Raw genomic sequence first — 24,532 nt, 5'->3', positions numbered from 1 at the left:
CGGACCACCCGACAGGGCCAACAGAACCGACGTGCTCGGCGGGCCCACGGGACCGGGGTGCGCGGCGGGTCAGCCGGCGGCCTCCGGGCCCGCCGTCCACACCTCGGCGACCAGGTGCTGCCAGGCGTCCACGACGGCACCCAGCTCGAAGTGCTCCAGCGCGTGCGCCCGGGCCGCCGCACCCAGGCCCGCCCGGTTGACCGCCAGCACCTTGCCCAGCGCCTCGGCGAGGGCGAGCGGGTCCCCGGGGGCGACCAGCGCGCCGGTCGCACCGTCCCGGACCACCTCGCGCACCCAGCCGACGTCAGTGGCCACGGCGGGCACCCCGGCGAGCGCCGCCTCGATCAGCGCGCCGGGCACGCCCTCGCTGTCACTGGTCAGCAGCAGCGCGTCGGCGGCGCGGTAGAGCGGGGCCGGGTCGGACAGCGGGCCGAGGAAGTGGGCGCGGGCGGCGGCCGGGTGGCGGGCCAGGGTCTCGCGCAGCGGCCCGTCCCCGGCGACGGCGAGCCGGACGTCGGGCAGTCGGTCGAGCACGTCGAGGGCGAGGTCGAGCCGCTTCTCGGGAGCTATCGCCCCGATCCAGGCGACCAGCAGCACGTCGGCCGGCAGGCCCAGCGCGTGCCGCGCGGCCCTCCGGTCGTCCCGGCCGTCGGCGGGCGGATAACTCTCCGCGGCACGGGAGTTGGGGATCACGTGGACCTTGCCCTCGGGCAGCCGGAACTGCTCCTCCAGAACGACGCGCGCCTCGTCGGTGAGGGTGGTGACGGCGGCCGCGCGGTGCATCAGCGCGCCGCCGCGCACCCGGCGCAGCCGGTTGGCGGTCCAGTAGCGCGGGTGGCCGACCGAGACGTAGACGAAGGGCGTACGGGTCCCGGCCAGGGCGAGGGCGCAGGCGGCCAGGGTGTCCGAGCCGTGGGCGAGCACCACGTCGGCGGCGCGCGAGGCGGCGCGCAGCGCCCGCAGGGTGCTCGGGTGCAGCCGCCCGGGGCCCAGCACGGCGGCGGAGCGCAGCCCGGAGGCGGCGGAGCAGTCCACGGCGGCCCGGCCGGCGGAGTCGGGGCCCCGGTCGGTGGAATCGGGGGACCGGCCCGCGGAATCGGAACCCCCGTCCCCGGAGCCGGAGTCGGGACCCGGGTCCGCGCAGTCCCGCCTCGACTCGACGGGGCCGGGGTGGACGGCCGGATGCGGGGCGAGGGCGCACAGCGCGGAGGACTGCCCCCGACGGCCCAGTTCCCGGTGGAGGTCGCGGGCGAAGTTCTGTGCGCCGCCACGGCGTGAGTCGCTGATCAGATGCAGGACACGCGGACGGTTTCCGGCCGGATCGGCCGACAAATGGTCGGGCATGGACCGACCTTGGCACAGTGCTCCGTCCGGTACATCCCCTTCGCGCAACCTGATGGTGGCCCATCCGCCCGCACTTGTACACCCGATGTGCGCCACGGGGCCGCCGTCGTGCGCCGGATGCGACCACTGTGCGCCCCGCCTCGCCCCCTGCCGCGCTCCGGTTCACCCCGTCGCGCCGGGTCGGCGCCGTCCCGGGTCGGCGCGTGCCGGTGTCACATGCGCTTTCGCACAGCGCGGTCGAGCCGGGTGTTCGACCGCCGAATGGCCGGTACGCGGAGCGCCCCCGCCCCGCCCGGCCGGTCGGGGCCGGGCGCCGCGGCGGTTACCCGATTCGGGTGAACGCGGTTGGACCTCGACCCGGGCCGCTCGGCAGGATGTCCGGCCGGGGGCGGCACCCGCCGTGCCGCCCCATCTCCCCCTTCCTCGTACGGATTTGGAGTCACCCGGTGTTCAAGGGATTCCGCAGCTTCCTGCTGCGCGGAAACGTGGTGGACCTCGCGGTCGGCATCGTGATCGGCGCGGCCTTCACCGCGGTCGTCACCGGGTTCGTCAGCGCCTTCCTCACCCCGCTGGTCGGCGTCGCGTCCGGTGCCGTCGGCGACTTCACCCAGAAGACCTTCGACGTGGCCGGCACCCGGTTCCCGTACGGCCTCTTCGTCAACGCGGTCATCGGCTTCGTGCTGACCGCGGCCGTCATCTACTTCGCCGTGGTGCTGCCGGTCGGCAAGCTCCAGGCCCGCTTCGAATCGGCCAAGCCCGCGCCGGCCTCGAAGGTGGACTGCCCGGAGTGCCTGAGCCCGATCCCGGCCGCCGCGACCCGGTGCTCCTTCTGCACCTCCGAGGTCGGCAAGCCGGCTCTGCCCGCGCAGGCCCAGGCGCTGCAGTCGCACTGACCGCCGGGGCCGGGCCGGCATCCGTCCGGCACCGGGCCGGAACCCGGGCGGCCCCTGGCCGCCGGCGCAGGTCACGGGCCAACGGCGCAGGTCACGGGCAGGTCGCAGGCCTGAATCGAACGCCCGGAGAACTGACGGGAATTTTATTCCCGAAACATTCACGAGCCTCCGCCGCCCCCACGGCGGGGGCTCGAATGCGCCCGCGCACGCCCCGTCCGGAAAAAGTTTCTCCGCAGGACCCCCGACCGTCCACCGGCCGGTCACCACAAGGCCTTCCGGCGAATCCGTCCGGCGACCGTTCGACCACTGACGGGGCGCCAAGGTTGTCCGGAACCGGACGCCGGAATGTCCGCCTTTACTACTTTCGAAACCTTTGTGCGAGCGAAGACTGTGTAAACACTCGAACTGCTCCCCCTCCCGCTCTCCTCAGCAGGCGCGTTGTGGGCTTACCGTATGGCCCATGACCTCGCCCCGCTCCTACGACGGAGTCGGCTACCCCTCTCCGTCCTTCTCCTCCGGCACGCCGATCTACGACAGCCTCGTGGCTGAGCGCGGCGTCCCCCAGATCGCGCCCATCAACGTGCCGGCCGCCCTGCCGCCTGCACTGTCGTCCGGTTACGGATCCGGCCCCGGCCAGTCCTACGAGAACCGCTACGGCAACGGGTACGAGAACGCCGGCAGCAACCTCCCCGCGCTGCCGCCCGCCCGCCTCGCCCTGGGCCCCGGCCCGAGCAGCGGTCCCTCCGCCGGCCCCGCCACGGCGTACATCCCCGCGCAGCCCGCGCCGGCGTACGCCGCTCCCCAGCCTCCGGTCCCCGGCTACGGCGCCCCCCAGCCGTACCAGCGACCGCAGCCCGGCGCCCCCGCCTTCGCCCAGGCCACCGGCGGCGGCTACCAGCCGACCGGCGGCCAGAGCTTCGGCGGCCAGAACACCTTCATCGGCGCCCAGGGCGGCCAGCAGACCTTCGGCGCGCAGCAGCCCGGCGGCCAGGGCGGTTTCGGCCAGGGCCAGCCCGCCGGTCCGCAGAGCTTCGGCGGCCAGCAGTCCTTCGGCGGGCCGGGCGCCGGCGGCCCCGGCCTCCAGGGTCAGGGCGGCGAGCAGTCCTTCGGCGGCGCCCAGCTGCGCCCGGCCATGGCGCCGGTCGCGCCGGTCCGCCCGATGCAGCCGCAGCGCCCGGGCCAGTACGGCGAGCCCGGCCAGTTCCAGGGCGGCTACCAGCCGCAGGGCCAGGGCTACTGAGCCACTGCCGCCCCGAGGCCGTCCCCCACACGGCCCGAACCCGCACCACCTGAGCACCACCCGGCGCCCCGTGCGCCGGGCGAACGGAGAAACGGGTCATCCACGGACCGCCCGGCACGCCCCCACGGCGTCCGGGCGGTCCGTGCGCGTCCGGGGTCCTTCCCTCCGGGCCGGGACCGGCTGGCAGGATGGGGGAATGCAGCTCACCGGACTCCACGTCTACCCCGTCAAGTCGATGTACCGCCTGAGCCCGGACACCGCCGTGGTCCAACCGTGGGGCCTGGCCGGAGACCGTCGCTGGATGCTCGCCGACGCGACCGGACGGTTCGTCAGCCAGCGCGAGAACGCGGCCCTCGGGCAGGTCCGCGCCGAACTGCTGCCCGAAGGGGCCCTCGGCCTGACCGCCCCGGACGGCTCCCGGATCGAGGTCATCGCCCCCGCCGTCGCGGCCGGCGACCCGCTCGCCGACGTCGAGGTCTGGGGCACTCGATTCCCCGCCGCCGAGGCCGACAAGGAGACGCACCAGTGGATCGCCGAGCACCTCGGCGACTACCGCCTGGTGCACCTGGACGACCCGCGCGCCCGGCCGGTCGACCCGGAGTACGGCCGGCCCGACGACAACGTCTCGATGGCCGACGGCTTCCCGCTGCTGCTCACCACCACCGCCTCCCTGGACCGGCTCAACGAGCTGATCGCCACCGAGAACCCGGACGGCCACGAGACCCTGCCGATGGAACGTTTCCGCCCGAACGTGGTGGTCGGCGGTGCCGAACCGTGGGCCGAGGACACCTGGAGCCGGATCCGGATCGGCTCGGTCACCTTCAAGGTGGTCAAGCCCTGCGGCCGCTGCGTGATCACCACCACCGACCAGGAGACCGGCGAGCGGCGCGGCAAGGAACCGCTGCGCACCCTGGCCCGGCACCACCGGCTGCTGCGCAAGGCCGCGTTCGGGCAGAACCTGATCCCCGAGCGGCCGGCCGGCGTCGAGGGCGACGCGCTCGGCACGCTGCGGCTGGGCGACGAGGTCGAGGTGCTGGAGGACGGGGCGCACTGGCCTGCCGACGGGCGCTGAGCGCGCGGGCGAGTGGGCGAGTGGGCGGGTGGGCGGGCGGCACCGGGATTCCGCGGGGCGGGCCGTGCCGACCGCCCGCGCCGACTGCCCGCGCCGGCCGCCGTTCCGACCTCCCGTTCCGACCTGCCGTTCCAACCTCCCGTGCGACTTCGCGAGCCGACCCGAGCGGAACCACCTCTGTGCGCGCTCGTTGAAACAAGTGGTCGGAACCTGTGGCGGCGCTGAACGCTACCGGTGTCCGCGCGACCGCGGGCGGCCGGACCACCCACGTGGGCGCGCTACGGTGGGCGGACGGCCCGCGCACCCCCGCGCGTACGGCCCGTTGATCGCCGGCTCGACGAAGGTGGGGACGACAGACCGTCATGGCTGAGCACAGGGTCCGAGTCACCCAGGACAGCGCATCCCGCTGGCGTCGCCGCGCGGGAGAGTACGACACACTCGCGGAGGCCCTCGCCGCCGCCGAACCCGGCGACACCGTGACCGTCCGTCCGGGCACCTTCCGGGAGAACGTGCTCCTGGACAAGCCCGTGACGCTCGTCCCGGCCCAGGGCCCGGGGACGGTCCGGATCGACCCGCCCTCCGGCGTGGCGCTCACCGTGACCGCCGCCGCAACCGTACGCGACCTGGTCGTCGAGGGCGGCGACAGCTCCACCCCCGCCGTCCTGGTCACCGGACCGGAGGCGACACCCTCCTTCAGCGGCTGCCGGATCGAGACCCGCTCGGCCACCGGGATCGAGATCACCGACGGCGCCCGGCCGACCCTGCGCGGCTGCGTGGTCACCAACCCGGGCGGACTCGGGCTGCGGCTGCGCGGCGCGAACACCGCCGCCGCCTTCGAGGACTGCGAGGTCGCCGCCGCCGGCCAGGCCGGACTGGCGGTCCTCGGCGGCGCCACCGCGGCCCTGGACCGCTGCCGTGTCCACCACGCCTCCGGCGCCGGCGTCCTGCTCTCCGACCCCGGCAGCGCGGCCGAGCTGACCGGCTGCGAGATCTACGAGATCCGCGGCAGCGGTGTGCAGGCCGAGGCGCAGGCGGGCGGGCGGCTGGTCGACTGCGAGATCCACCGGGTCACCGGCAACGGCCTGACCCTGGACGGCGAGGCCGAGCTGGTGCTCACCGGCTGCCGGGTGCACGACCTGCCGGAGAACGGCGCCGACCTGCGCGGACGCGCCCGGCTGAGCCTCGCGAACAGCACCGTCCGGGACTTCGGGCGCGGAGCGCTGTCGGTCTGGGACCAGGGCACCGAGGCCGTCGCCGAGTCCTGCCAGATCCACAGCTCGACCGGCGAGTACCCGGCACTGTGGGTCAGCGACGGCGCCCGGCTGACCCTCACCGACTGCTCGCTGCACGACCTGCCGGACGCCCTGTTCGTCCTCGACCGGGACTCCGCCGCCACCGCCGAGGGCTGCTCGTTCAGCCGGATCCGCAGTTCGGCGGTCTCGGTCAGCGGCGGGGCCACCGTCTCCCTCGCCTCCTGCCGGGTGCAGGAGGCGGGCACCGGGCTCTGGTTCCGCGACCACGGCAGCGGCGGACTCCTCACCGACTGCGAGATCTCCGACGTGGCCACCGGCGTGATCGTCACCAAGGGCGCCGACCCGGTGCTGCGCGACTGCACCGTACGGGCCAGCACGGACGCCGGGGTGTACGTCTCGGCGCAGGGGCGGGGCACCTTCGAGGACTGCCGGGTCTCCCAGGGCAAGGGCTTCGGCTTCCACATCATCGACGGCTGCCGGACCCAGCTCATCCGGTGCCGGGCCGAGCACAACCAGCGGACCGGGTTCGAGTTCTCCGAACCGGGGCCGGTCACGGAGGGGTGCATCTCGGACGACGTCGCGGCCGCTCCGGCGCCGGCCGCCCCCGCCGCCCCCGGTGGCGGTGCGGGACCGGGGCCCGGGCGCGGGTCCGGACCGGCGTCCGGGCGCGGGCCGGGGCTGGGCTCGTCCTTCGGACCACCCGACGTACCGGCGCCGCGCACGGCCCAACTGGCCTCGGTGGCACCGGTGCTGGCACCGCCCGCGGGCGGCTCGGCGACCATCTCGCCGATCCCGGACTGCCGGCCGGCCGAGGAAGCGCTCGCCGAGCTGGACTCCCTGGTCGGACTGGCCACGGTCAAGCAGGAGGTGCGCACGCTGATCGACCTGATCTCGGTCGGCCGTCGCCGCCGCCAGGCCGGACTCAAGGCGCCCTCGCTGCGCCGGCACCTGGTCTTCACCGGGGCACCGGGCACCGGCAAGACCACCGTCGCCCGGCTCTACGGCGAGATCCTCGCCTCGCTCGGGGTGCTCCAGCGCGGGCACCTGGTCGAGGTGGCCCGGGTGGACCTGGTCGGCGAGCACATCGGCTCCACCGCGATCCGCACCGCGGCCGCCTTCGACCGGGCACGCGGCGGGGTGCTCTTCATCGACGAGGCGTACGCGCTCGCACCCGAGGACGGGGCACGGGACTTCGGGCGCGAGGCGATCGACACCCTGGTCAAGCTGATGGAGGACCACCGGGACGAGGTGGTCGTCATCGTGGCGGGCTACACCGCCGAGATGGAGCGCTTCCTCTCCGCCAACCCCGGTGTCTCCTCCCGCTTCTCCCGCACCATCGGTTTCCCCGACTACACGGCGGACGAACTGCTGGAGATCGCCAGGGCGCAGTGCGCCGAACACGAGTACGCGCTCTCCGAGGACACGGAGAAGTCGCTGCTGGAACACTTCGGCGGGCTGGAGCGCGGGCCCAACTTCGGCAACGGGCGCACCGCACGACAGGTCTTCGAGACCATGGTCGAGCGGCACGCGGTGCGGATCGCCCATCTCGCGAACCCGTCCACGGAGGAACTCCAGCTGCTCGTCCCGGCCGACCTGCCGACGGCTCCGCTTCCGTAGCGGCGGCTGGGGCAGGAGCCTGGGGCTGGGGCTGGGGCTGGGACAGGGAGCAGGCAGGCGCGTCGCGACAGGGGAACTCGTCGGCCGTACCGGGCCGTTGAGGCGAACATGGGTGTGCTGCTGACGGGCGCGGCGGGCGGGTTGCTGCTGCCGGCCGGACTGGTCGTGGTGTTCTTCCTGGGCGCGGTGGTGCGGCGACTGCGCGCCCGCCCGACGGCGGAAGCGGGCGGCGGACGCGGTGCGGGTGCGACCGCGACGGAGGAGCTGCACGCGCTGCTCTACCCGGGCAAGCGGGTGCAGTTGGAGCAGCGGCGGGTCGAACTGGTACTGCGGGACGACGAGCACGACGGCGCACCGAAGCGTACGGGGATCGACCTCGCAGGCGGCCGGGCGGTCATCCGGCGGTGACGGCCCCGGGTCTCGGGTTGACAGCCGAGGGCGAACCGGCGAGGGCGAACAGGCGACAGACAACAGATGTCAGATAACAGATGATGAAATCTGTCAGCTGACAGTTGTCATCCGTCGGCCCTCGACTGTCCGCCCGCCGGGCTCAGCCCACCCAGGCGCCGCCCGCGAGGAAGGACTCCAGCGCCGCCCGGTACGGCGCGATGTCGATCCGCTCGCCCGCCAGCCAATCGTCGGAGTAGTACTTGTCCAGGTAGCGGTCCCCCGGGTCGCAGATCAGGCCGACCACGCTGCCCGTCCGCCCGTCCGCGCGCATCTCGGCGACGATCCGCAGCGCACTCCACAGGCCCGTCCCGGTGGAGGCACCCGCCTTCTTGCCGAGCACCCGCTCCAGCACCCGTACGGCGGCGATCGACGCGGCGTCCGGCACCCTCATCATCCGGTCGATCGCCCCCGGGACGAAGCTCGGCTCCATCCGCGGCCGTCCGATGCCCTCGATCCGCGAGCCGCTCTCGCAGACGGCGTCCGGGTCGTGGTGCACCCAGCCGTCGAAGAAGCAGGAGTTCTCCGGGTCCGCGACGCAGATCCGGGTGTCGTACTGCATGTAGTGGACGAACCGGGCGATGGTCGCCGAGGTGCCGCCGGTACCGGCGGTGGCCACGATCCAGGCCGGCTCGGGGTGCGGCTCCAGGCGCAGCTGGGCGAAGACCGACTCGGCGATGTTGTTGTTGCCGCGCCAGTCGGTGGCCCGCTCGGCATAGGTGAACTGGTCCATGTAGTGCCCGCCGGTCTCTTCGGCGAGCCGGGCGGAGGCCTCGTACACCTCGTCCGAGCGCTCGACCAGGTGACACTCGCCGCCGTGGAACTGGATCAGGTCGATCTTGGCCTGGCTGGTGCTCTTGGCCATCACGGCGATGAACGGCACGCCGATGAGCTGGGCGAAGTACGCCTCGGAGACGGCGGTGGAGCCGCTGGAGGCCTCGATCACCGGCTTTCCGGGCCGGATCCAGCCGTTGCAGAGCCCGTAGAGGAAGAGCGAGCGGGCCAGGCGGTGCTTGAGCGAGCCGGTCGGGTGGGTGGACTCGTCCTTGAGGTAGAGGTCGATCCCCCACTCCGCGGGCAACGGGAAGCGCAGCAAGTGGGTGTCGGCGGAGCGGTTGGCGTCGGCCTGGACCTTGCGCACCGCCTCCTTGAGCCAGGCGCGGTACTCCGGGTCGGAGCGGTCGACGTCGACGGTCGGCTCGATGCCGGGCTGGACGCCGGGCTCGATGCGGGGGTGGGTGCCGCGCTGGCTGCTCATGGTCGCTGTCTCCCTCGTAGTGACCCCCCACTGCTCACTACGAGTGTATGAGAGTCACGATAAGTGACCGTTTTCGCAGTCCCAGCTTCCGCTTATCGCCTTGATCGCCCTGTCGCCCTCTATTGCCCTCTACTGCCCTCGATCGCCGTCAGGGCAGAACCGGCACCGACTGCGGATCCGCCAGGTACGGCCCCCAGCCCAGCTCGGCCGCGCCCGCGAGCGCGCCGTGCGCCAGCTCCGCGCCGACGATCGGCACCCGGCCGCTGCGCCCCCACAGGCTGCGCTCGGCGACCACCGACCGCAGCCGGTCGGGCGCGGCGTCCAGCAGGTGGAGGTGCAGCCCGCTGAGGACCACCCGGTCGGGGTTGAGGATGTTGGCGACGCCCGCCAGGCCGAGCCCGAGCCGGTCGATGACGTGTTCCACCGCCGCCCGCGCACGGTCGTCCGTCGCGGCCGCCCGGCACAGCTCGCGCGCCTGGTCGAGCAGCGGGCGCCCCGGCTCCGGGGTGAGTCCGGCGGCGGCGAACAGTGCGTCGGGGTCGGTCTCGGAGTTGAGGCAGCCCCGGTTGCCGCACTTGCACGGTCGGCCCTGCGGGTCGACGGTGAGGTGGCCGACCTCCAGGGCCAGGCCGGCGCTGCCGGTGTGCAGGTGGCCGTCGATGACCAGCGCACCACCGACGCCGCGGTGGCCGGACGTGACGAAGAGCAGGTGGCGGGCGCCTCGGCCGGCACCGTGCCGGTACTCGGCGAGCGCGGCCAGGTTGGCGTCGTTGGCGATCGCCGTGGGCAGCGGGCGCATCGCCCTGGGACCGTGGTCGGCGCGTCCGACCTCGACGTCGTACAGGTCGGCGACCGGGGTGCCACTGGGCCAGGCGAAGTGCAGCGCGGCGAGGGCGGCGCCGTCCGGCTCGGTGACCGGGTTGGGCAGCGCGAGGGCGGCACCCAGGCAGCGACGGTCGGTCGCGCGGGCCAGCTCGGCGCCCGCCACGGCGACGGCGCGCAGCATCCGGACCGGGTCGGTGGCGGCGGGCAGCGGCAGGTGGACGGGCGGGTCGAGCAGTCCGCCGAGGCCGGCCAGGGTGACGCTCAGTCCGTCGGCGTGGATCTGCCCGGCGACCACGACCGGGCCCTGCGGGTCGATCGCGAGCCGGTGCGAGGGGCGGCCGCGGCCGCCGCCCGCCGGGCGCGAGTCGACGGTGATCAGGCCGAGCGCCTCCAGTTCGGCGGTGACCGCGCCGGCCGTGGCCCGGGTGACGTCCAGCGCCCGGGTGAGCGCCGAGCGGGTCGGCGTCTGGCCGGTGTGGATCAGGGAGAGCGCAGGACCCAGCAGCGTCCGGCCCCGGTCGGGCGCGGCGCGGCGGTGACTGTCGCGCTGCGCGTCGGAGTCGGTTCCGGTACCGGGCCTCGGGCTTGATGGTGAGAGCTGCACGCCCCTATTGTGACTTTGTGTCGCTTCGAAACAAAATCGGTCCACTCGCGCGCCCGAACCATCATCCCTCCTCCCAGTCTCGCAGCACACCCCCGGCGGCCGACAGCCCCTGGGGGGCCGGACGTGTCGCCCTCACCGCGTTCTTCGCCATCGACGGCTTCCTCTTCGCCGCCTGGGTCGTCCGCATCCCCGACATCCGCAGGCAGGTCGGCGCCTCCCACAGCGCACTCGGGCTCGCCCTGCTCTGCCTCTCCATCGGCGCCGTCCTCACCATGCCGATGATCGGCCGGCTCTGCCTGCGGTACGGCTCGCGCCCGGTCACCGTCGGCTCGCTCGCCCTGCTCAGCCTCGCCGTCCTGCTGCCCGCCCACGCCCACTCGGTCACCGCGCTCGGCGGGGTGCTGCTGCTGTTCGGCGCGGGGTACGGCGGGGCCAACGTCGCGATGAACAGCGCCGCCGTCGACCTGGTCGCGCAGCTGCGGCGGCCCGTGATGCCCAGCTTCCACGCCGGGTACAGCTTCGGCGGGCTGGCCGGCACCGGGGTCAGCGGACTGCTCGCCGGCCCGCTGAGCACCGCGTGGGCGCTCGCCCTCAGCGCCGCGCTGGGCATGGCCGTCACGGTCGGCGCGGGAATCGTCCTGCTGCGCAGCCCGGCGGCGGCAGCCGTCGCACCGAATCGTGCGGGCCGTGCGGGCCGTGCCGCGGAGTCGTCCGGCACCGCGACGGCGGATGCCGGCTCGGCCCGCGCCCGCACCCGGCTGCTCGTCCTGCTGCTCGGCCTCACCGCGCTCTGCACCGCGTACGGCGAGGGCGCGGTCGCCGACTGGGCCACGCTCCACCTCACCGACGACATCCGTGCGAGCTCCGTGGTGGCCGCCACCGGCTACGGCGCGTACGCGTTCGCGATGGCCGGCGGGCGCGTCGGCGGCACCTGGCTGTCCATCAGGCTCGGCCAGAACCGGCTGATGCTGCTCGGTGGGCTGACGGCGGCCGGCGGCATGCTGATCGCCGCCCTGGCACCGGTGGTGCCGGTCGCGATCTGCGGGTTCGTCCTGGTCGGCCTCGGCCTGGCCAACCTCTTCCCGCTCGCCATCGCCCGGGCCGGCGAGGCCGGTGGGCCGCAGGGCGTCGCGTTCGCCTCCTCGCTCGGCTACGGAGGGATGCTGATCGGCCCGGTGGTGATCGGTTTCCTCGCCGACGCCGCCGGACTGCCGCTGGCCCTCACCACCGTGACGCTCGCGGCCACGGTGGCGGCACTCCTGCCGCTGTCGGTCGGGCGGCGGGTGACAGCCGACAGGTGACAACCGACAGCTGACGGATGACAGATGACAGATGACAGATGATGAAATCTGTCATCCGTCACCCGCTGTCCGCCATGTGACAGGATGCGGGCCCATGACGAGCAGCGAAGGCTTCCAGGTACTGCGGGCGAGCGAGCGCCCGGCGACGACGTGGCTCAACGGCGGCGGCGTGACCAGGGAGGTCGCCGGGTTCCCCGCCGGCGCCGGGCTGGACGCCTTCGACTGGCGGGTCAGCCTCGCGGACGTCGCCTCGGCCGGGCCGTTCTCCCCGTTCCCCGGGATCGACCGGGTGATCACCCTGGTCGAGGGCCCCGGCATGGCACTCACCGTCGACGGCACCGAGCGGCTGGTCGACGCGCCGTTCCGGCCGTTCGCCTTCTCCGGCGACGCCACCACCGACTGCCGCCTGCTGGCCGGCCCGGTGGTGGACTTCAACGTGATGACGCGCCGCGGGCGGGTCGAGGCCACGGTGGAGCTGGCCACCACGGCCTCCTCGGTCGACGTCCCGGTCGCAGGCACCGGCCTCCTGGTCTGCCTCGCCGGCACGGCCGCCGTCGACGGTGTCGAACTCACCCGCTACGACGCCGTGTTGCTCCACGCCCCGGGCACGTACGCGCTGCACCCGAACGGCACCACCGCCGTCGTCGGCTTCCGCACCACGCCCTGACAGCGGGCAGGCCGGCGGGCGGACGGGCCGACACGCCGGCAGCCGCCGTACCCGCGCACCCCCGCAGCCCCGCACCCCCCGCACCCCCCGCACCCGCACACCGGCGCACCGGCGCACCCACACACCCACACGGAACGGCGCTCCCGCCGCCCGGAACACCCGGAGGCAGGAGCGCCGTCACCGGCCCGCCGTCGGACTCACCCGCAGAACACCGGCGTGGCGTGCGCCGGGTCCAGGGCGTTGGTCACCAGGTGCAGCGCCGTCGGCGAGAACGCGATCCCGACGTGTTCCACCAGCGAGACCGGGCAGTGCCCCTGCACCACCTCGTTGTCGACGCCCGGGCCGCTCAGGAACTGGGTCCGCCACGGGGTGACGACCTCGTCGAGGACCGTCGAGACCACGGTGTAGCTCACTCCCGGCACGGTGTCCGGCCGGGTGGCCATCACCTTGTTGAAGTCGGAACCCACCGCCTGGTCCCGGCAGGCCTGGCAGACCGTGAAGATCAGGTCCGCGACGCCCGGGAAGTACGGCACCAGGTTGGTGATCCCGTCGAGCGTCGTGCCGTGGTTGGACGGTGCCAGCCCGACCATCCTGCCGACCTTGGACGCGCCGCCGAGGAACTTGAGGTAGTAGTTCGGCATCATGCCGCCCTGGGAGTGCCCGACGATGTCGACCTTGGCGGCACCGGTCGCGTTCCGCACCAGGTCCACGAACCGGGCGAGTTGGGCCGCCGACTCCGGGACCGGCCCGAGGCCGCCGATCGGCAGCAGCAGGCCGCTGCCGCTGGAGGTGATGCCGGGGATGGTCCCGTAGTCGAGGGCGAAGACGCAGTACCCGAGGCTCTTCAGCAGCGGGGAGAGCGCCAGCCAGTTCTCGTAGCGGTTGGCGAAGGTGCCGTGCACCAGGACGACCGGGTCGGGGTGCGCGGTGCTCGGCCGGCAGGTCCAGTCGTTGGCGCCGGGCGGTGAGGCCACCGTGTCACCGTCGGGCGGCAGTTCGGCGGAGCCGTCAGGCGTAGCGGTCACGGCGGCGGCAGCCAGCGCCGAAGGCGACGTGGCGGCAGCAGCCGGCGCCGAAGGGGACGTGGCGGCGCCCGCCGGCGACGCCGTCGCCCCGACCAGCAGCGCCCCCGCCAGCAGCAGGACGCCCAGCGCGCCACCGGCCCTGCCGCGCAGGGGAGTTGCGGGGAAGCGGAGAAGTGGGGTTCTCAACTGTTGCCTCCACGGCGGAAGTTTGTTACCAACAGGTAACCCGAGGGCTCCATCATGCGGTCGCCCCTCCGGCCCGGCCCTTGGGCGTTCCCCAGACCTGGACGGTGTTCTCTGTGACCGGTCACAACGCACCCCACTGCCCGCCCCCGAACACCTCCGACCGGCCGCCGGACTGGCGCGTCCCGGCGATCGGCGGGCTCCCGGCCGACCAGCGACTACTCGGCGGCGCGCGGGAGCTGGCCGAGACCGTGGTCGCCGCCCTGGTGGAGCGGGTGCCGGCCTACCGCCGGATGCCCCGCGAGCAACTCACCGGCGAGCTGACCCGGGACACCGAACGCCGCATCCGCGCCCTCGCCCACACCGTACGGACCGGGGCCCCCGCCCCCGCCGAGGAGTTCACCGCCGTCCGGGAGGCCGCCGCCCGGCGCGCCGAGGAAGGCCTGCCGCTGGACGCCGTGCTGCTCGCCCACCACCTCGGCCTGGAGGTCTGCTGGGAGTTCGTGACCCGGCACGCCCGGGACGGCGACGCCGGCGACCTGCTCGTTCTCAACCGGCTGCTGCTCGACCAGCTCCGCCGGGCCGCCACCGCCGCCGGGGCGGGCTACCTCGACGGACGGCACCCGACCACCGACCGGCGCGGCGCCACCCGGCACTCCCTGCTCGGTGCGCTCCTCGCGGGCACCCCCGCCGACGGGGCCGCCGACCGCGCCGGGCTCCGGCTGCCCACGGGGTACGCCGTGCTCTGCCTGTCCGTCGCCGACCACCCCGACGAACACTCCCCCGGCATCGACCCGGGCATCGCCGCCCGCCGCAAACTCCGCCGCTTCGAGGCCGAACTGGACCACCGCACCCGGCAGTCGGCACTCACCGCACTCACCCCCACGGGCGGCCTGGTGCTCGTCCCGTTCGGGCCGTCACCCGGTCCGGACGGGGACGATCCCGACGAGGCACCCTGGCCGCTGCTCGCCGCCACCCTCGCCGCGGCGGCCCGCGCGGCCGACGCCCCGGTACTGGCCGGGGCGGTCTCCGCGGCCCCCGCCGAGGTGCCCGGCGCGGCCGCCCTCGCCCACGAAGTCCTGGACGTGGCCCGGGCGTTCGGCCGGCCTCCGGGCCTGCACCGGTTGGACGACGTCCTGCTGGAGTACCAGCTCACCCGGCCCGGCCAGGCCCGCTCCCGGCTCGCCGCACTGCTCGAACCGCTGGCCGACAGCGGGGAGTTGCTCATCACCCTGCGCACCCACCTGGCCGGGGGCCTGAACCGCCGGCACACCGCGAGCGCCCTGCACCTGCACCCGAACACCGTCGACTACCGGCTGCGCCGGATCGCCGCGCTGACCGGTCTGGATCCGACGCGCCCCGCCGACGTCCCGCGGATCACCGCCGCCATCGCCGCCCGCACCGCCGAACAGGCCTCCCTCGCGGGGTAGTTCACGCTGCTCGCGAGTTCAAGGCGCCGCACCGGCGAAGGGCGCCGGCCCCTTCGCGGGCGACGTCAGCCTGACTCCCCCGGCAGTCGCAGGTCCCAGCCGACCAGAGCGCGCAGCTGCTCCGCGGTCACGCCGTCCGGCACCGGCTGCGGAGCGTCGTGGCGCAGCGGCGGCTGCCAGCCCTCGTCCTCGGTCCAGCGGCGCACCACCTTGGCCGGCGCCCCGGCGACCACGCTGTGGTCGGGCACCTCGCCACGCACCACGGCCCCCGCCGCGACCACCACGTTGCGGCCGATCCGCGCCCCCGGCAGGATCACCGAACCGGTGCCGATCCAGCTGCCCGCGCCGATCTCCACCGGTTCGTTGCGCGGCCACTGCTTGCCGATCGGCAGCTCGGTGTCCCGGTACTCGTGCGCCTGGTCGCTGATGTACACGCCCGGCCCGGTCCACACGTCGTCGCCGATGACGATCGACTGGTGGCCGACGATGTGGCTGTCCCGGCCGATCACACAGCCCCCGCCGATCCGCACGATCGGCTCCGGCCCGAGGTCGAGCCCGGGCAGGAACCCGGCGCTGATGGTGACCCGCTCGCCGATGATCGAGAACGGCCCGATGGTGATCCACTGCTCGTTGAACACCGCCCCGAGCGGGAAGCTGAGCGTCGTGCCGTCCCCCAGCTCGCCGAACCGGTACGGGCCGGGGTTGCGGTTGGTGACCGCGCCGGTCCGCTGCACCCAGCGCCAGCCCCGGTGGACCAGGCGTCCGGCGGCGCGGCGGCCACCGGTCCGGACGGCTGAGACGAGGGAACGGGTTATCGGCATGCGCTCACGTTACCGGCCCGTAGCGTCCGCCCGATCGCCGGGAGGCGTCCGAGGAAATGTCCGAAGTCCGCGACCGGCGGCCGATCGCGGTGGAAGACTCCGTCCCATGGAGATCACCGAGCACATCGACGCGCTGCGCCTCGAAGGCACCCGGCTCGCCGAGGCCGCAGCCCGCACCGAGCTGTCCGCCCCCGTACCGACCTGCCCGGAGTGGCGGCTGACGGACCTGCTGCGGCACATCGGCTCCGTCCACCGCTGGGCCGCCGCCATTCCCTCCCAGGGCCTGCGGGCCCGGCCGGACGAGGCGGACGCGCAGGCCACCGTCGGGCCGATGCCCTCGGACGCCGCACTGCTCGACTGGTACCGCGAGGGCCACGCCGCCCTGGTGGACGTGCTCACCGCCGCGCCCGCCGACCTGGAGTGCTGGACCTTCCTGCCCTCGTCCCGCCCGCTGGCGTTCTGGGCCCGGCGCCAGGCGCACGAGACCTCCATCCACCGCCATGACGCCGACTCCGCCGCCGGGACGCCCGGTCAGGTCGTGGACACCGCCCTCGCCCTGGACGGCATCGACGAACTCGTCAGCGGCTTCATGACCCGCAGCCGCTCCGCGCTGCGCAGCGACCGGCCGCGCACCCTCCAGGTCCGGGCCACCGACGGGGCCGGCTCCTGGCGACTGACCATCACCCAGGAGCCGCCGGTCGTCACCACCGGCGAGAGCTCCGAGCCGGCCGACCTGACCCTCACCGGCCCTGCCCACGAGCTCTACCCGCTGCTGTGGAACCGGCTGTCCGCCGAGCAGGCCACGGAGACCAAGGCGATCGGCGATCAGGACCTGCTCGCCCTGTGGAGCGACGCGGCGGCGGTCCGCTGGTCGTGACGCCGCCGCGCGCGGGCGTTCGCGACGCCCGGGGGCGGCACCGCCCCCGGGCGGTCGCGTGTGCCGGTGTCCCCGGGCGAGCGGGCCCGTCGCCCGGGGAACCCCGCCGTCAGCGCACCCAGCGCGCGGGCCGCTTCTCCAGGAACGACCGCATCCCCTCCTGCGCCTCCTCCGAGCCGAAGAGCCGCGCCGACAGCTCCACCAGCTCGTCCGAGTCCCGCTCGAAGGAGCGCACCACCTCGGCGTTGGCCAGTCGCTTCGACTCCGCCAGGCCCTGCGGGGAGCCCAGGCGCAGCGCGTCCAGCAGGCCCTTCAGCACCACGCCGGTGGACTCGGCGGAGTCGGTGGCGCTGGTGATCAGCCCGATCCGGGCGGCCTCGGCGGCGTCGAAGACCTCGCCGGTGAGGTAGTAGCGGGAGGCGGCGCGCGGCTCCAGCTTCGGGCGCAGCGGCAGCGAGATGACGGCGGGCGCGAGGCCGAGTCGCACCTCGGTGAAGGCGAAGGTCGAGGCCGGTCCGGCGACGGCGAGGTCGGCCGCGCCGACCAGACCGAGCCCGCCGGCCCGGACGTGCCCGTCGATGACGGCGATCACCGGCTTCGCGCAGTCCACGATCGCCCGCTGGAGCTCGACCAGTCCGCGCGGGCCGACCGTCGGGTCCGCGCCGGTCGCCTCGGAGAGGTCGGCACCCGCGCAGAACACCTTGCCGGTGTGTCCGAGCACCACCGCGCGGACCTCCGGGTCGGCCGCGGCGGAGGCCAGCCCGGCGTGCAGCTCGGCCATCAGCCGGGTGGAGAGCGCGTTGCGGTTGTGCGGCGAGTCGAGGGTGAGCGTGGTGACGGCGTCGGCGGTGCTGACGTGGACGAGGGGCGCTGCGCTGGTCATCGGCGGGCCTGCTTTCCGGCTGAGGGTGGGTCGGACTGCGGGTGGGTCGGAACTGCGGGTGCGGTCCGGGAGGTGCCCCGGACGACGCGGCACGACTCTGGCATGCCCACCCGCCCCTCGGCCAGAGCCCACCCGCCCCTCGGCCGGAGCGGACCGGCCGGCCGGTACCGGCTCCCGGCCGCTCCTCCCCGCCGAAATCCGGTGGTGGCGGGCCCCGCACCGGGGGCAGCATCGTCGCCATGACCACCGCCGATCCCGTCCTGCTGCTCGCGCCTCGCATCAACGAGACGGGCCTCCAGCTCCGCACCGCCGCCGGACGCCGTGGCCTGCGGGCGTGCACCGCGACGTCCTGGCAGGCGCCGCCCGGGCTGCGCGGCTCGGCGGTGCACGTGTACGGCGGACCGCTGTTCGGCGACGCCGTCGGACGGGAGCTCGGCCTCGGCCTGCTGGAGCCCGCCGCCGACTGGCTGACCCGGCTGCCGCTCGCGCTGACCGGACGCCGGGTCTCCTTCGGCACCCTGGCCGAGGCGCGCCGGCTGCGCCGCCCGGCCTTCGTCAAGCCGCCGGCGGACAAGCTGTTCGCCGCCCGGGTCCACCCCGACGGCGGGACGCTGCCGGGGCCCGAACTGCTGGACGGTGACACGCCGGTGCTGGTGAGCGAGGTCGTTCGGTTCGGCGTCGAGTACCGGCTGTTCGTCCTGGACGGCGCGGTGCGGGCCGGCTCGCGCTACGCCGTGGACGGTCACCTGTCCGTCGCGCCGCTGGAGACCGCCGGGGCTCCCGACGGTGCACCCGGCGGGGAGGCCGCCGAGGTGCTCGCCTTCACCGCCGACGTGCTGGCCGCGTCGGCGTCGGACGCACCGCTGCCCAGTGCCACCGTGGTGGACGTCGGGCGTACGGAGGACGGCCGTTGGGCCGTGGTGGAGGCCAACGCGGCGTGGGCCAGCGGTGGTTACGCCGCCGATCCGGACGCCGTCCTCGACGTGGTGCTGCGCTCGGGCGGACCGGCCGCCCAACTCCCCTCCACCGACCGCCCGTTCCTGCGCGAACTGCCCGATGTGGTGCGCTGAGGCCGGTCGGCCGTCGGGGCCGGGGCTTGCGACTCCGGCGGATCGTGGATCAGGATCCGCGCCATGACCACCTCTCACCTCACCCACATCACCGAGCCCCCCGGAGTCGCGCCCGGCACCGGCTACACCCAGGTCGTCACCGGCAGCGGCCGGATGGTCCAGGTGTCCGGCCAGGTCGCCTTCGACGAGCAGCGGAACCTGGTCGGCGAGGGCGATCCGAAGGCGCAGGCGCGGCAGGTCTTCGAGAACCTGCGGCGTTGCCTGGCCGCCGCCGGGGCCGGGTTCGAGCACGTCGTGAAGCTCACCTACTTCCTGACGGACATCGCCCACCTCTCGGCCGTCCGCGAGGCCCGCGACGAGCACTTCGGCTCCCTTCCGCTGCCGGCCTCCTCCGCGATGCAGGTGGCCGCCCTGTTCAAGCCCGAGGTGCTGATCGAGATCGAGGCGATGGCGATCGTCCCCGAGTAGCCGGCCCGCGGCCGGCGCGTCTCACACCGCGCCGGGGCTCGCGTCCCGCCGCCCGGCCCACCGGACGGCGGGGCGCATCGCCAGGCCCGCCGCGGCCAGCACCGTGCCCAGGACGACCCAACCGACCATGCCGTACCCGATGACCAGGGTGCCGACCAGCGCCGGGCCGGCCATCAGTGCCGCCGCCGTCCCCGCGTTGAAGACGCCCTGGTAGGCACCGTGATCGCGCTCGCCCGCGAGGTCGTAGCTGAGCGCCCAGCCGCCCGCCTGCGCGACGACCTCGCCGAGCGACTGCAGCGCGACCCCGCCGAGCACCACCACGGCCGCGAAGCCCGCGGGCAGGCCGTGCGCCAGCGAGACGACCAGGCAGGAGGCGGCCAGCAGCACTCCGGCGCGCCCGCAGGCCCGGGCGGCCCCCGTCCGTTCCTCGGTGCCCCGGGTGGCCCGCACCTGCAGGGTGATCACCAGCAGGGTGTTGACGATCAGGGTGCCCGCAACGGTGATCCGCGGCGCGTCGGTCTCCTGGACGATCCAGAGCGGTATGCCGACCTCAAGGACGGCGAACTGCAGGCAGAGCAGTGCGTTCAGCACCGTCACGGCCAGGAACGGGCCGTCCCGCAGCGCCGGGTTCGGCCGCCGGCCCTGCTTGACGCCCCGGCCCGAGGGGTCCGACGGGTTCGCGACTGCGGTCTTCGCGGACGGCTCGGACACTGCCGCCCCGGACTCCGACGGCTCGGACGGCTCGGATGGCTCCGAGGGCTCCGGCACTGCCGCTCCGGGCGCCGAGGCTCCGGTCGCCGACGGGCGCTGCGGGATGTCGAGGCGGTGGAACAGCACGGCGACGGCCACGTAGGAGGCGGCGTCGGCCAGGATCGCCGTCAGGTACACCGGCCGGGTGTCCAGTTGGAGCGCGATCGCGCCGATGGCCGTTCCCAGGCAGATCCCGACGTTGGTCACCACCCGCAGGTGGGCCCGGCCCGCCACCCGGCGGTCGGCGGGCAGCACCTCGGCGTAGAGCGCGTTCCGGGTGGCGGCGGAGCCGCGGTCGACGGCGGAGACCAGGCAGGCCAGCGCGACGAACGCCGGGTAGCTGTGCACCAGCGCGTACCCGGCGGTGCCGATCGCCTGCACCGACACCAGCACCACCAGCACCCGCCGCGCACCCCAGCGGTCGGCGGCCCGGCCGGCCGGCACGCTCGCGACGACCCCGCACAGTCCGGCGGCGGTCATCCCGAGGCCCAGCTGGGCGGCGCTCAGGCCGAGCACCCGGGTGAAGAACAGCACCGCGACGGAGAGGGAGAGGCCGTTGCCCACCGTGTTGACCAGGGTGATCCCCGCCAGCCGACGGACCGTCGGGTCGGGGTGCAGCCGGCGTCGCAGCGCGGCGACGACCCCGGTGGCACGGGGGGTCGCAGGCGCAGCCCGGTCTTCGGGCACGGCAGGGGAAGGTGCGGAGGACTCCGCCGTCGAGGTGGTCATGCATGGATCCCACCGCGCGCCGGAGCGGACCAGTACTCCTTTAGGCTCTGGCTGAATCCGAAGCCGGACTGCCTGCCCCGGCCGATCCCCGCAGAAGGATGCCCCGTGCACCGGTTCACGCTCCGCCTGGCCGACCTCGCCACCACCTGGTTCGCCGTCTCCCCGATCCACGAGGCGGCGCTCAGCCTGCGGATGTGGACCCACCCGGGCGTCTACCACCTCCAGACCAGGGCCTTCGAGCAGCTCAGGCCCGCCTTCGAACGGCTGGACTCCCGTCTTCTGCTCTCGCTCGTCGCCGAGAACCGCTTCGTCCCCGACTTCCTGACGCCGCGCCCCACCTCCCCCTCCCCCGAGTTCCGCTCCGAGATCGCGACCGTCCGGGCGTTCCCGCCGGAGCAGTTGCGCGCCGAACTGGAGCAGACGTTCCTCTCGCACGGCCAACCGCTGCCCGCCGCACTCGCCGCCGGACTCGCCCGCCCGGAACGGCTGTTGGCGCGGATCGCCGACACGCTGGAGGAATACTGGGAGGTGTGCCTCGCCCCCTCCTGGTGGCCGCAGGCCCGCGCCGTTCTGGAGGCCGACCTGGTCTACCGCGCCCGGCTGCTCGCCCAACACGGCGCGGCGGCCCTCTTCGCCGACCTGGACCACCGGCTCCACTGGGAGAACGGCGTCCTGTCGATCAGCCGGAACTGGACGGACGGGGACGTGGAGACGCCCGTGGACGGGCGCGGCCTGGTGCTCTGTCCGACCTTCTTCGTCCGCGGCGCGATCACGATGATCAGCAATGACCGTGCGCCGCAGATCAGTTACCCGGCACGCGGACAGGCCGGGCTGGCCGGCCGGGGCACGCCGGTGCCGCCGCAGGCCGTGGCAGCGCTGGTCGGCGCGCCGAAGGCTCGGCTGCTCGCGCTGCTCGCCGAGCCCGCCTCCACGACCGACCTCGCCTTCCGCCTCGGCGTCACCCCGGGCGCGGTCAGCCAGCACCTTTCCGTCCTCGCCGCCACCGGCCTGGTCACCCGGGCGCGGCACGGCCGCTCGGTGCTGTACCGGCGCAGCCCGCTCGGGGACGAGCTGACGGGGGCGGGGGCGAACTGACGGAGGCGGGACCGAACTGACGGAGGCTGGGGCGAAGCCGGGGACGGGAAGCCCATCAGTGGTACAGACCTGTTGACGCATTGGTCCAGTCCTCCTACAGTTCCCATGCCTTCGCCTCCCCACGGCACAGGCATCGATCGCACACGGATCAATGGATCAACCCAGGTTCTACGTCACCCTGTTCAACCCCCACAGCCACAGGGAGAACCATGTCCGCTCGATCCCGGGCCGGGCGCCCGCGCGTGCGCAGCAGACTGCTGGCACTGCTCTCCGTCCTGCTCCTTCCCCTCGCCGCGCTCACCGCGCTGGCCGCCCCGGCGAACGCCGCCGGAAAGCTCACCGCCACCTTCACCACCGCCGACAACGGCTCCTGGTGGCAGGGCACCTACATCGTCCACAACGACAACGCCACCGCGGTGAGCGGCTGGACCCTGGAGTTCGACCTCCCGGCCGGCGTCACCATCGGCAACAGCTACAACGGCACCGCCACCGTCAACGGCCGGCACGTCACCGCCACGGCGGCGTTCTACAACTCCACCGTCAACGCCCACGGCACCACCGAGCCGTACAGCTTCTGGTTCGTGGGCAACGGGCCGGTCTCCACCCCGCTCAACTGCCGTATCAACGGCGACAAGTGCGACGGCTCCGCGGACGTCCCGCCTTCCGCGCCGGGCACCCCGACGGTGACCGAGTCCACCGCGCACACGCTCGCGCTGAGCTGGCCGGCCGCCACCGGCGGGGACTTCCCGGTCGTCGGCTACGACGTGCTGAGCGGCGGCACCGTGCTCGCCTCCGGCCCGTCCACCGGCGTCCTGGTCACCGGCCTCACCCCGGCCACCTCGTACACCCTGACCGTCCGGGCCAAGGACAGCCGCGGCAACACCGGCCCGCTCAGCCCGTCCGTCACCGCGTCCACCTTCGACCCGTCCACCGACACCTCGCCGCCCACCGCACCGACCAACCTCCGGGCGACGGCGGTCAGTTCGACGGACGTGAAGCTCGCCTGGAACGCCGCCACCGACAACGTCCGGGTCGCCGCGTACGACGTCTACCAGGGCAGCACCCTGGCGGCCACGGTCACCGGCAGCACGCTCGGCGCGACCGTCGGCAGCCTGTCGCCGTCCACCGCCTACACCTTCACCGTGAAGGCCCGGGACCCCGCCGACAACGCCTCACCCGCGTCCGCCCCGCTCTCCGTGACCACCTCGGACCTGGTCGGCGCCGGAAAGTACGCCCGGGTCGGCTACTTCGTCCAGTGGGGCATCTACGGCCGCCAGTACTTCGTCAAGAACCTGGACACCTCGGGCGCCGCCGCCAAGCTCGACGTCATCAACTACGCCTTCGAGAACATCGATCCGGTCAACCTGACCTGCATGGCGGGCGTCACCAAGGGCACCAGCGGCAACCCGGAGGACCCGGACCAGGGCACCGGCGCCGGTGACGCCGACGCGGACTACGGCCGGGCGATGAGCGCCGACCAGTCGGTGGACGGCGTGGCCGACGACGGCTGGGGCAAACTCCGCGGCAACTTCAACCAGTTGAAGAAGCTCAAGGCCAAGTACCCGAACCTGAAGGTGGTCGTCTCGCTCGGCGGCTGGACCTACTCCAAGTACTTCTCCGACGCCGCCGCCACCGACGCGTCCCGGCAGAAGTTCGTCAAGTCCTGCATCGACACCTGGATCAAGGGCAACCTGCCGGCCTACAACGGCGCCGGCGGCGACGGCGTGGCCGCCGGCATCTTCGACGGCATCGACCTCGACTGGGAGTGGCCCGGCTCCGGCGACGGCCACCCGGGCAACCACTGGAGCGCCAACGACAAGGGCAACCTGACCCTGCTGCTGGCCGAATTCCGCAAGCAGCTGGACGCGTTGGGCGGCTCGCACAAGCTGCTCACCGCCTTCACCCCGGCCGACCCGGCGAAGGTCGCCGCCGGCTGGGACCTCTCGAAGATCTTCGGCTCGCTGGACATCGCCAACGTCCAGGGCTACGACTTCCACGGCTCGGGCAGCGACAACTCCTGGGAGCCGAACCGCACCGGCCACGCCTCCAACCTCTACCAGGACCCGAACGACCCGTACACCACCCACTTCAGCGTGGACACGGCCGTCCAGACGTACCTGAACGCCGGGGTCAACCCGCGCAAGCTGACCATCGGCTTCCCGTTCTACGGGCGCGGCTGGCAGAGCGTCGCGGACGGCGGCGCGAACGGCGCCTGGCAGTCGGCGAACGGCGCCGCACCGGGCCAGTTCTCCGACGAGGCCGGTACCCGCGGGTACAACAACCTGATCACCAGCCTCTCCGGCCTCAAGGTCTACCACGACCCCAAGTCCGTCGCGACGTACGGCTACACGGGCGCCGGCGGCCAGTGGTGGACCTTCGACGACGCGTGGTCGATCGCGCAGAAGACCGCCTACCTCAAGTCGAAGAACCTGCTCGGCGGCATGATCTGGGAGATGTCCGGCGACACCCCGTCCGGCACCCTGATGTCCGCGCTGGACACCGGCCTCAAGTAGTCCGCCCGAGGCCGCCCGGGCCCACGCACACGCCCGCCGCGACCCGGGCCCGCACAGCCCGCGCCGCAGGCAGGACGGGGCCCGGGCGGCGACCCCCCCCGCGGGGGGGGGACCGGCCCCCCGACCCCCGGCCGCCCCAACCCGCGACACCGCAGGCAGCCGCCGCC

General features: G+C 74.1%; 20 protein-coding genes. 13 read left to right on the top strand and 7 right to left on the bottom strand.

Annotated elements, in window-relative coordinates; all coding sequences use genetic code 11:
• Window positions 1–69 precede the first annotated feature (69 nt).
• Complete coding sequence (locus ACFVHV_RS23310) at window positions 70–1,344, bottom strand: glycosyltransferase family 4 protein (protein ID WP_359911824.1); 1,275 nt, start codon at window positions 1,342–1,344, stop codon at window positions 70–72.
• Window positions 1,345–1,790: 446 nt separating this feature from the next.
• On the opposite strand from ACFVHV_RS23310, the gene mscL reads away from it, so the two are divergent.
• The 5 genes from mscL to ACFVHV_RS23285 all read left to right on the top strand — a co-directional run bounded on the left by mscL (window position 1,791) and on the right by ACFVHV_RS23285 (window position 7,827).
• Complete coding sequence (gene mscL / locus ACFVHV_RS23305) at window positions 1,791–2,237, top strand: large conductance mechanosensitive channel protein MscL (RefSeq protein ID WP_380353130.1); 447 nt, start codon at window positions 1,791–1,793, stop codon at window positions 2,235–2,237.
• A gap of 460 nt (window positions 2,238–2,697) precedes the next feature.
• The gene (locus ACFVHV_RS23300; RefSeq protein WP_380353128.1) at window positions 2,698–3,477 is read left to right on the top strand and encodes a DUF6643 family protein; all 780 of its coding nucleotides are present in this window, start codon (window positions 2,698–2,700) and stop codon (window positions 3,475–3,477) included.
• A gap of 196 nt (window positions 3,478–3,673) precedes the next feature.
• Window positions 3,674–4,549: an MOSC domain-containing protein gene (locus tag ACFVHV_RS23295; RefSeq protein WP_380353126.1), complete on the top strand. Its 876-nt coding sequence runs from the start codon at window positions 3,674–3,676 to the stop codon at window positions 4,547–4,549.
• 362 nt (window positions 4,550–4,911) lie between these two features.
• Window positions 4,912–7,419: a right-handed parallel beta-helix repeat-containing protein gene (locus tag ACFVHV_RS23290; RefSeq protein WP_380353124.1), complete on the top strand. Its 2,508-nt coding sequence runs from the start codon at window positions 4,912–4,914 to the stop codon at window positions 7,417–7,419.
• A 108-nt stretch (window positions 7,420–7,527) separates the two neighbouring features.
• Entirely contained in the window at window positions 7,528–7,827 is a 300-nt protein-coding gene (locus tag ACFVHV_RS23285; RefSeq protein ID WP_359911835.1) for a DUF6191 domain-containing protein, read from the top strand.
• A 142-nt stretch (window positions 7,828–7,969) separates the two neighbouring features.
• On the opposite strand, the gene ACFVHV_RS23280 is transcribed toward ACFVHV_RS23285, so the two are convergent.
• A complete protein-coding gene (locus ACFVHV_RS23280) occupies window positions 7,970–9,124 on the bottom strand; it encodes a PLP-dependent cysteine synthase family protein (RefSeq protein ID WP_359911838.1) in 1,155 nt (384 codons plus the stop codon).
• Between the two features lie 148 nt (window positions 9,125–9,272).
• Window positions 9,273–10,553 carry an ROK family protein gene (locus ACFVHV_RS23275; RefSeq protein ID WP_380353122.1) on the bottom strand — a complete coding sequence of 427 codons (1,281 nt, stop codon included), beginning with the start codon at window positions 10,551–10,553 and terminating at the stop codon, window positions 9,273–9,275.
• A 17-nt stretch (window positions 10,554–10,570) separates the two neighbouring features.
• Between ACFVHV_RS23275 and ACFVHV_RS23270 the strand changes: the two genes are divergently transcribed.
• Complete coding sequence (locus ACFVHV_RS23270) at window positions 10,571–11,854, top strand: MFS transporter (protein WP_380353120.1); 1,284 nt, start codon at window positions 10,571–10,573, stop codon at window positions 11,852–11,854.
• 94 nt (window positions 11,855–11,948) lie between these two features.
• On the top strand, window positions 11,949–12,521 hold the full coding sequence (locus ACFVHV_RS23265) for a HutD family protein (protein ID WP_380353118.1): 573 nt from the start codon (window positions 11,949–11,951) through the stop codon (window positions 12,519–12,521).
• A gap of 197 nt (window positions 12,522–12,718) precedes the next feature.
• Here ACFVHV_RS23265 and ACFVHV_RS23260 read toward each other — a convergent pair whose 3' ends face one another.
• Entirely contained in the window at window positions 12,719–13,561 is an 843-nt protein-coding gene (locus ACFVHV_RS23260; RefSeq protein WP_380353150.1) for an esterase/lipase family protein, read from the bottom strand.
• Between the two features lie 284 nt (window positions 13,562–13,845).
• Here ACFVHV_RS23260 and ACFVHV_RS23255 point away from each other — a divergent pair, with 284 nt between their 5' ends.
• A complete protein-coding gene (locus tag ACFVHV_RS23255; RefSeq protein ID WP_380353116.1) occupies window positions 13,846–15,159 on the top strand; it encodes a PucR family transcriptional regulator in 1,314 nt (437 codons plus the stop codon).
• A gap of 65 nt (window positions 15,160–15,224) precedes the next feature.
• On the opposite strand, the gene ACFVHV_RS23250 is transcribed toward ACFVHV_RS23255, so the two are convergent.
• Window positions 15,225–15,980 carry a DapH/DapD/GlmU-related protein gene (locus tag ACFVHV_RS23250; protein ID WP_359911850.1) on the bottom strand — a complete coding sequence of 252 codons (756 nt, stop codon included), beginning with the start codon at window positions 15,978–15,980 and terminating at the stop codon, window positions 15,225–15,227.
• A 106-nt stretch (window positions 15,981–16,086) separates the two neighbouring features.
• Between ACFVHV_RS23250 and ACFVHV_RS23245 the strand changes: the two genes are divergently transcribed.
• Complete coding sequence (locus tag ACFVHV_RS23245) at window positions 16,087–16,857, top strand: maleylpyruvate isomerase family mycothiol-dependent enzyme (protein WP_380353115.1); 771 nt, start codon at window positions 16,087–16,089, stop codon at window positions 16,855–16,857.
• Window positions 16,858–16,966: 109 nt separating this feature from the next.
• On the opposite strand, the gene ACFVHV_RS23240 is transcribed toward ACFVHV_RS23245, so the two are convergent.
• Window positions 16,967–17,740 (bottom strand): enoyl-CoA hydratase family protein, encoded by a 774-nt coding sequence (locus ACFVHV_RS23240; protein ID WP_380353113.1) that lies wholly within the window; start codon window positions 17,738–17,740, stop codon window positions 16,967–16,969.
• 239 nt (window positions 17,741–17,979) lie between these two features.
• Here ACFVHV_RS23240 and ACFVHV_RS23235 point away from each other — a divergent pair, with 239 nt between their 5' ends.
• Together ACFVHV_RS23235 and ACFVHV_RS23230 are read left to right on the top strand one after the other, a co-directional pair.
• Complete coding sequence (locus ACFVHV_RS23235; protein ID WP_380353112.1) at window positions 17,980–18,810, top strand: ATP-grasp domain-containing protein; 831 nt, start codon at window positions 17,980–17,982, stop codon at window positions 18,808–18,810.
• A gap of 63 nt (window positions 18,811–18,873) precedes the next feature.
• Window positions 18,874–19,278 (top strand): RidA family protein, encoded by a 405-nt coding sequence (locus ACFVHV_RS23230; protein WP_359911862.1) that lies wholly within the window; start codon window positions 18,874–18,876, stop codon window positions 19,276–19,278.
• Between the two features lie 21 nt (window positions 19,279–19,299).
• On the opposite strand, the gene ACFVHV_RS23225 is transcribed toward ACFVHV_RS23230, so the two are convergent.
• Complete coding sequence (locus tag ACFVHV_RS23225) at window positions 19,300–20,757, bottom strand: MFS transporter (protein WP_380353110.1); 1,458 nt, start codon at window positions 20,755–20,757, stop codon at window positions 19,300–19,302.
• Between the two features lie 105 nt (window positions 20,758–20,862).
• On the opposite strand from ACFVHV_RS23225, the gene ACFVHV_RS23220 reads away from it, so the two are divergent.
• Window positions 20,863–21,852: an ArsR/SmtB family transcription factor gene (locus ACFVHV_RS23220; protein ID WP_380353109.1), complete on the top strand. Its 990-nt coding sequence runs from the start codon at window positions 20,863–20,865 to the stop codon at window positions 21,850–21,852.
• Between the two features lie 209 nt (window positions 21,853–22,061).
• Complete coding sequence (locus tag ACFVHV_RS23215; protein ID WP_380353107.1) at window positions 22,062–24,365, top strand: glycosyl hydrolase family 18 protein; 2,304 nt, start codon at window positions 22,062–22,064, stop codon at window positions 24,363–24,365.
• Window positions 24,366–24,532 lie beyond the last annotated feature (167 nt).

Source organism: Kitasatospora sp. NPDC127116 (genome assembly GCF_042677365.1).
In the GTDB taxonomy this organism is placed as follows: Bacteria; Actinomycetota; Actinomycetes; order Streptomycetales; family Streptomycetaceae; genus Kitasatospora; species Kitasatospora lactacystinica.
This window is presented reverse-complemented; position numbering and strand designations above follow the sequence as displayed.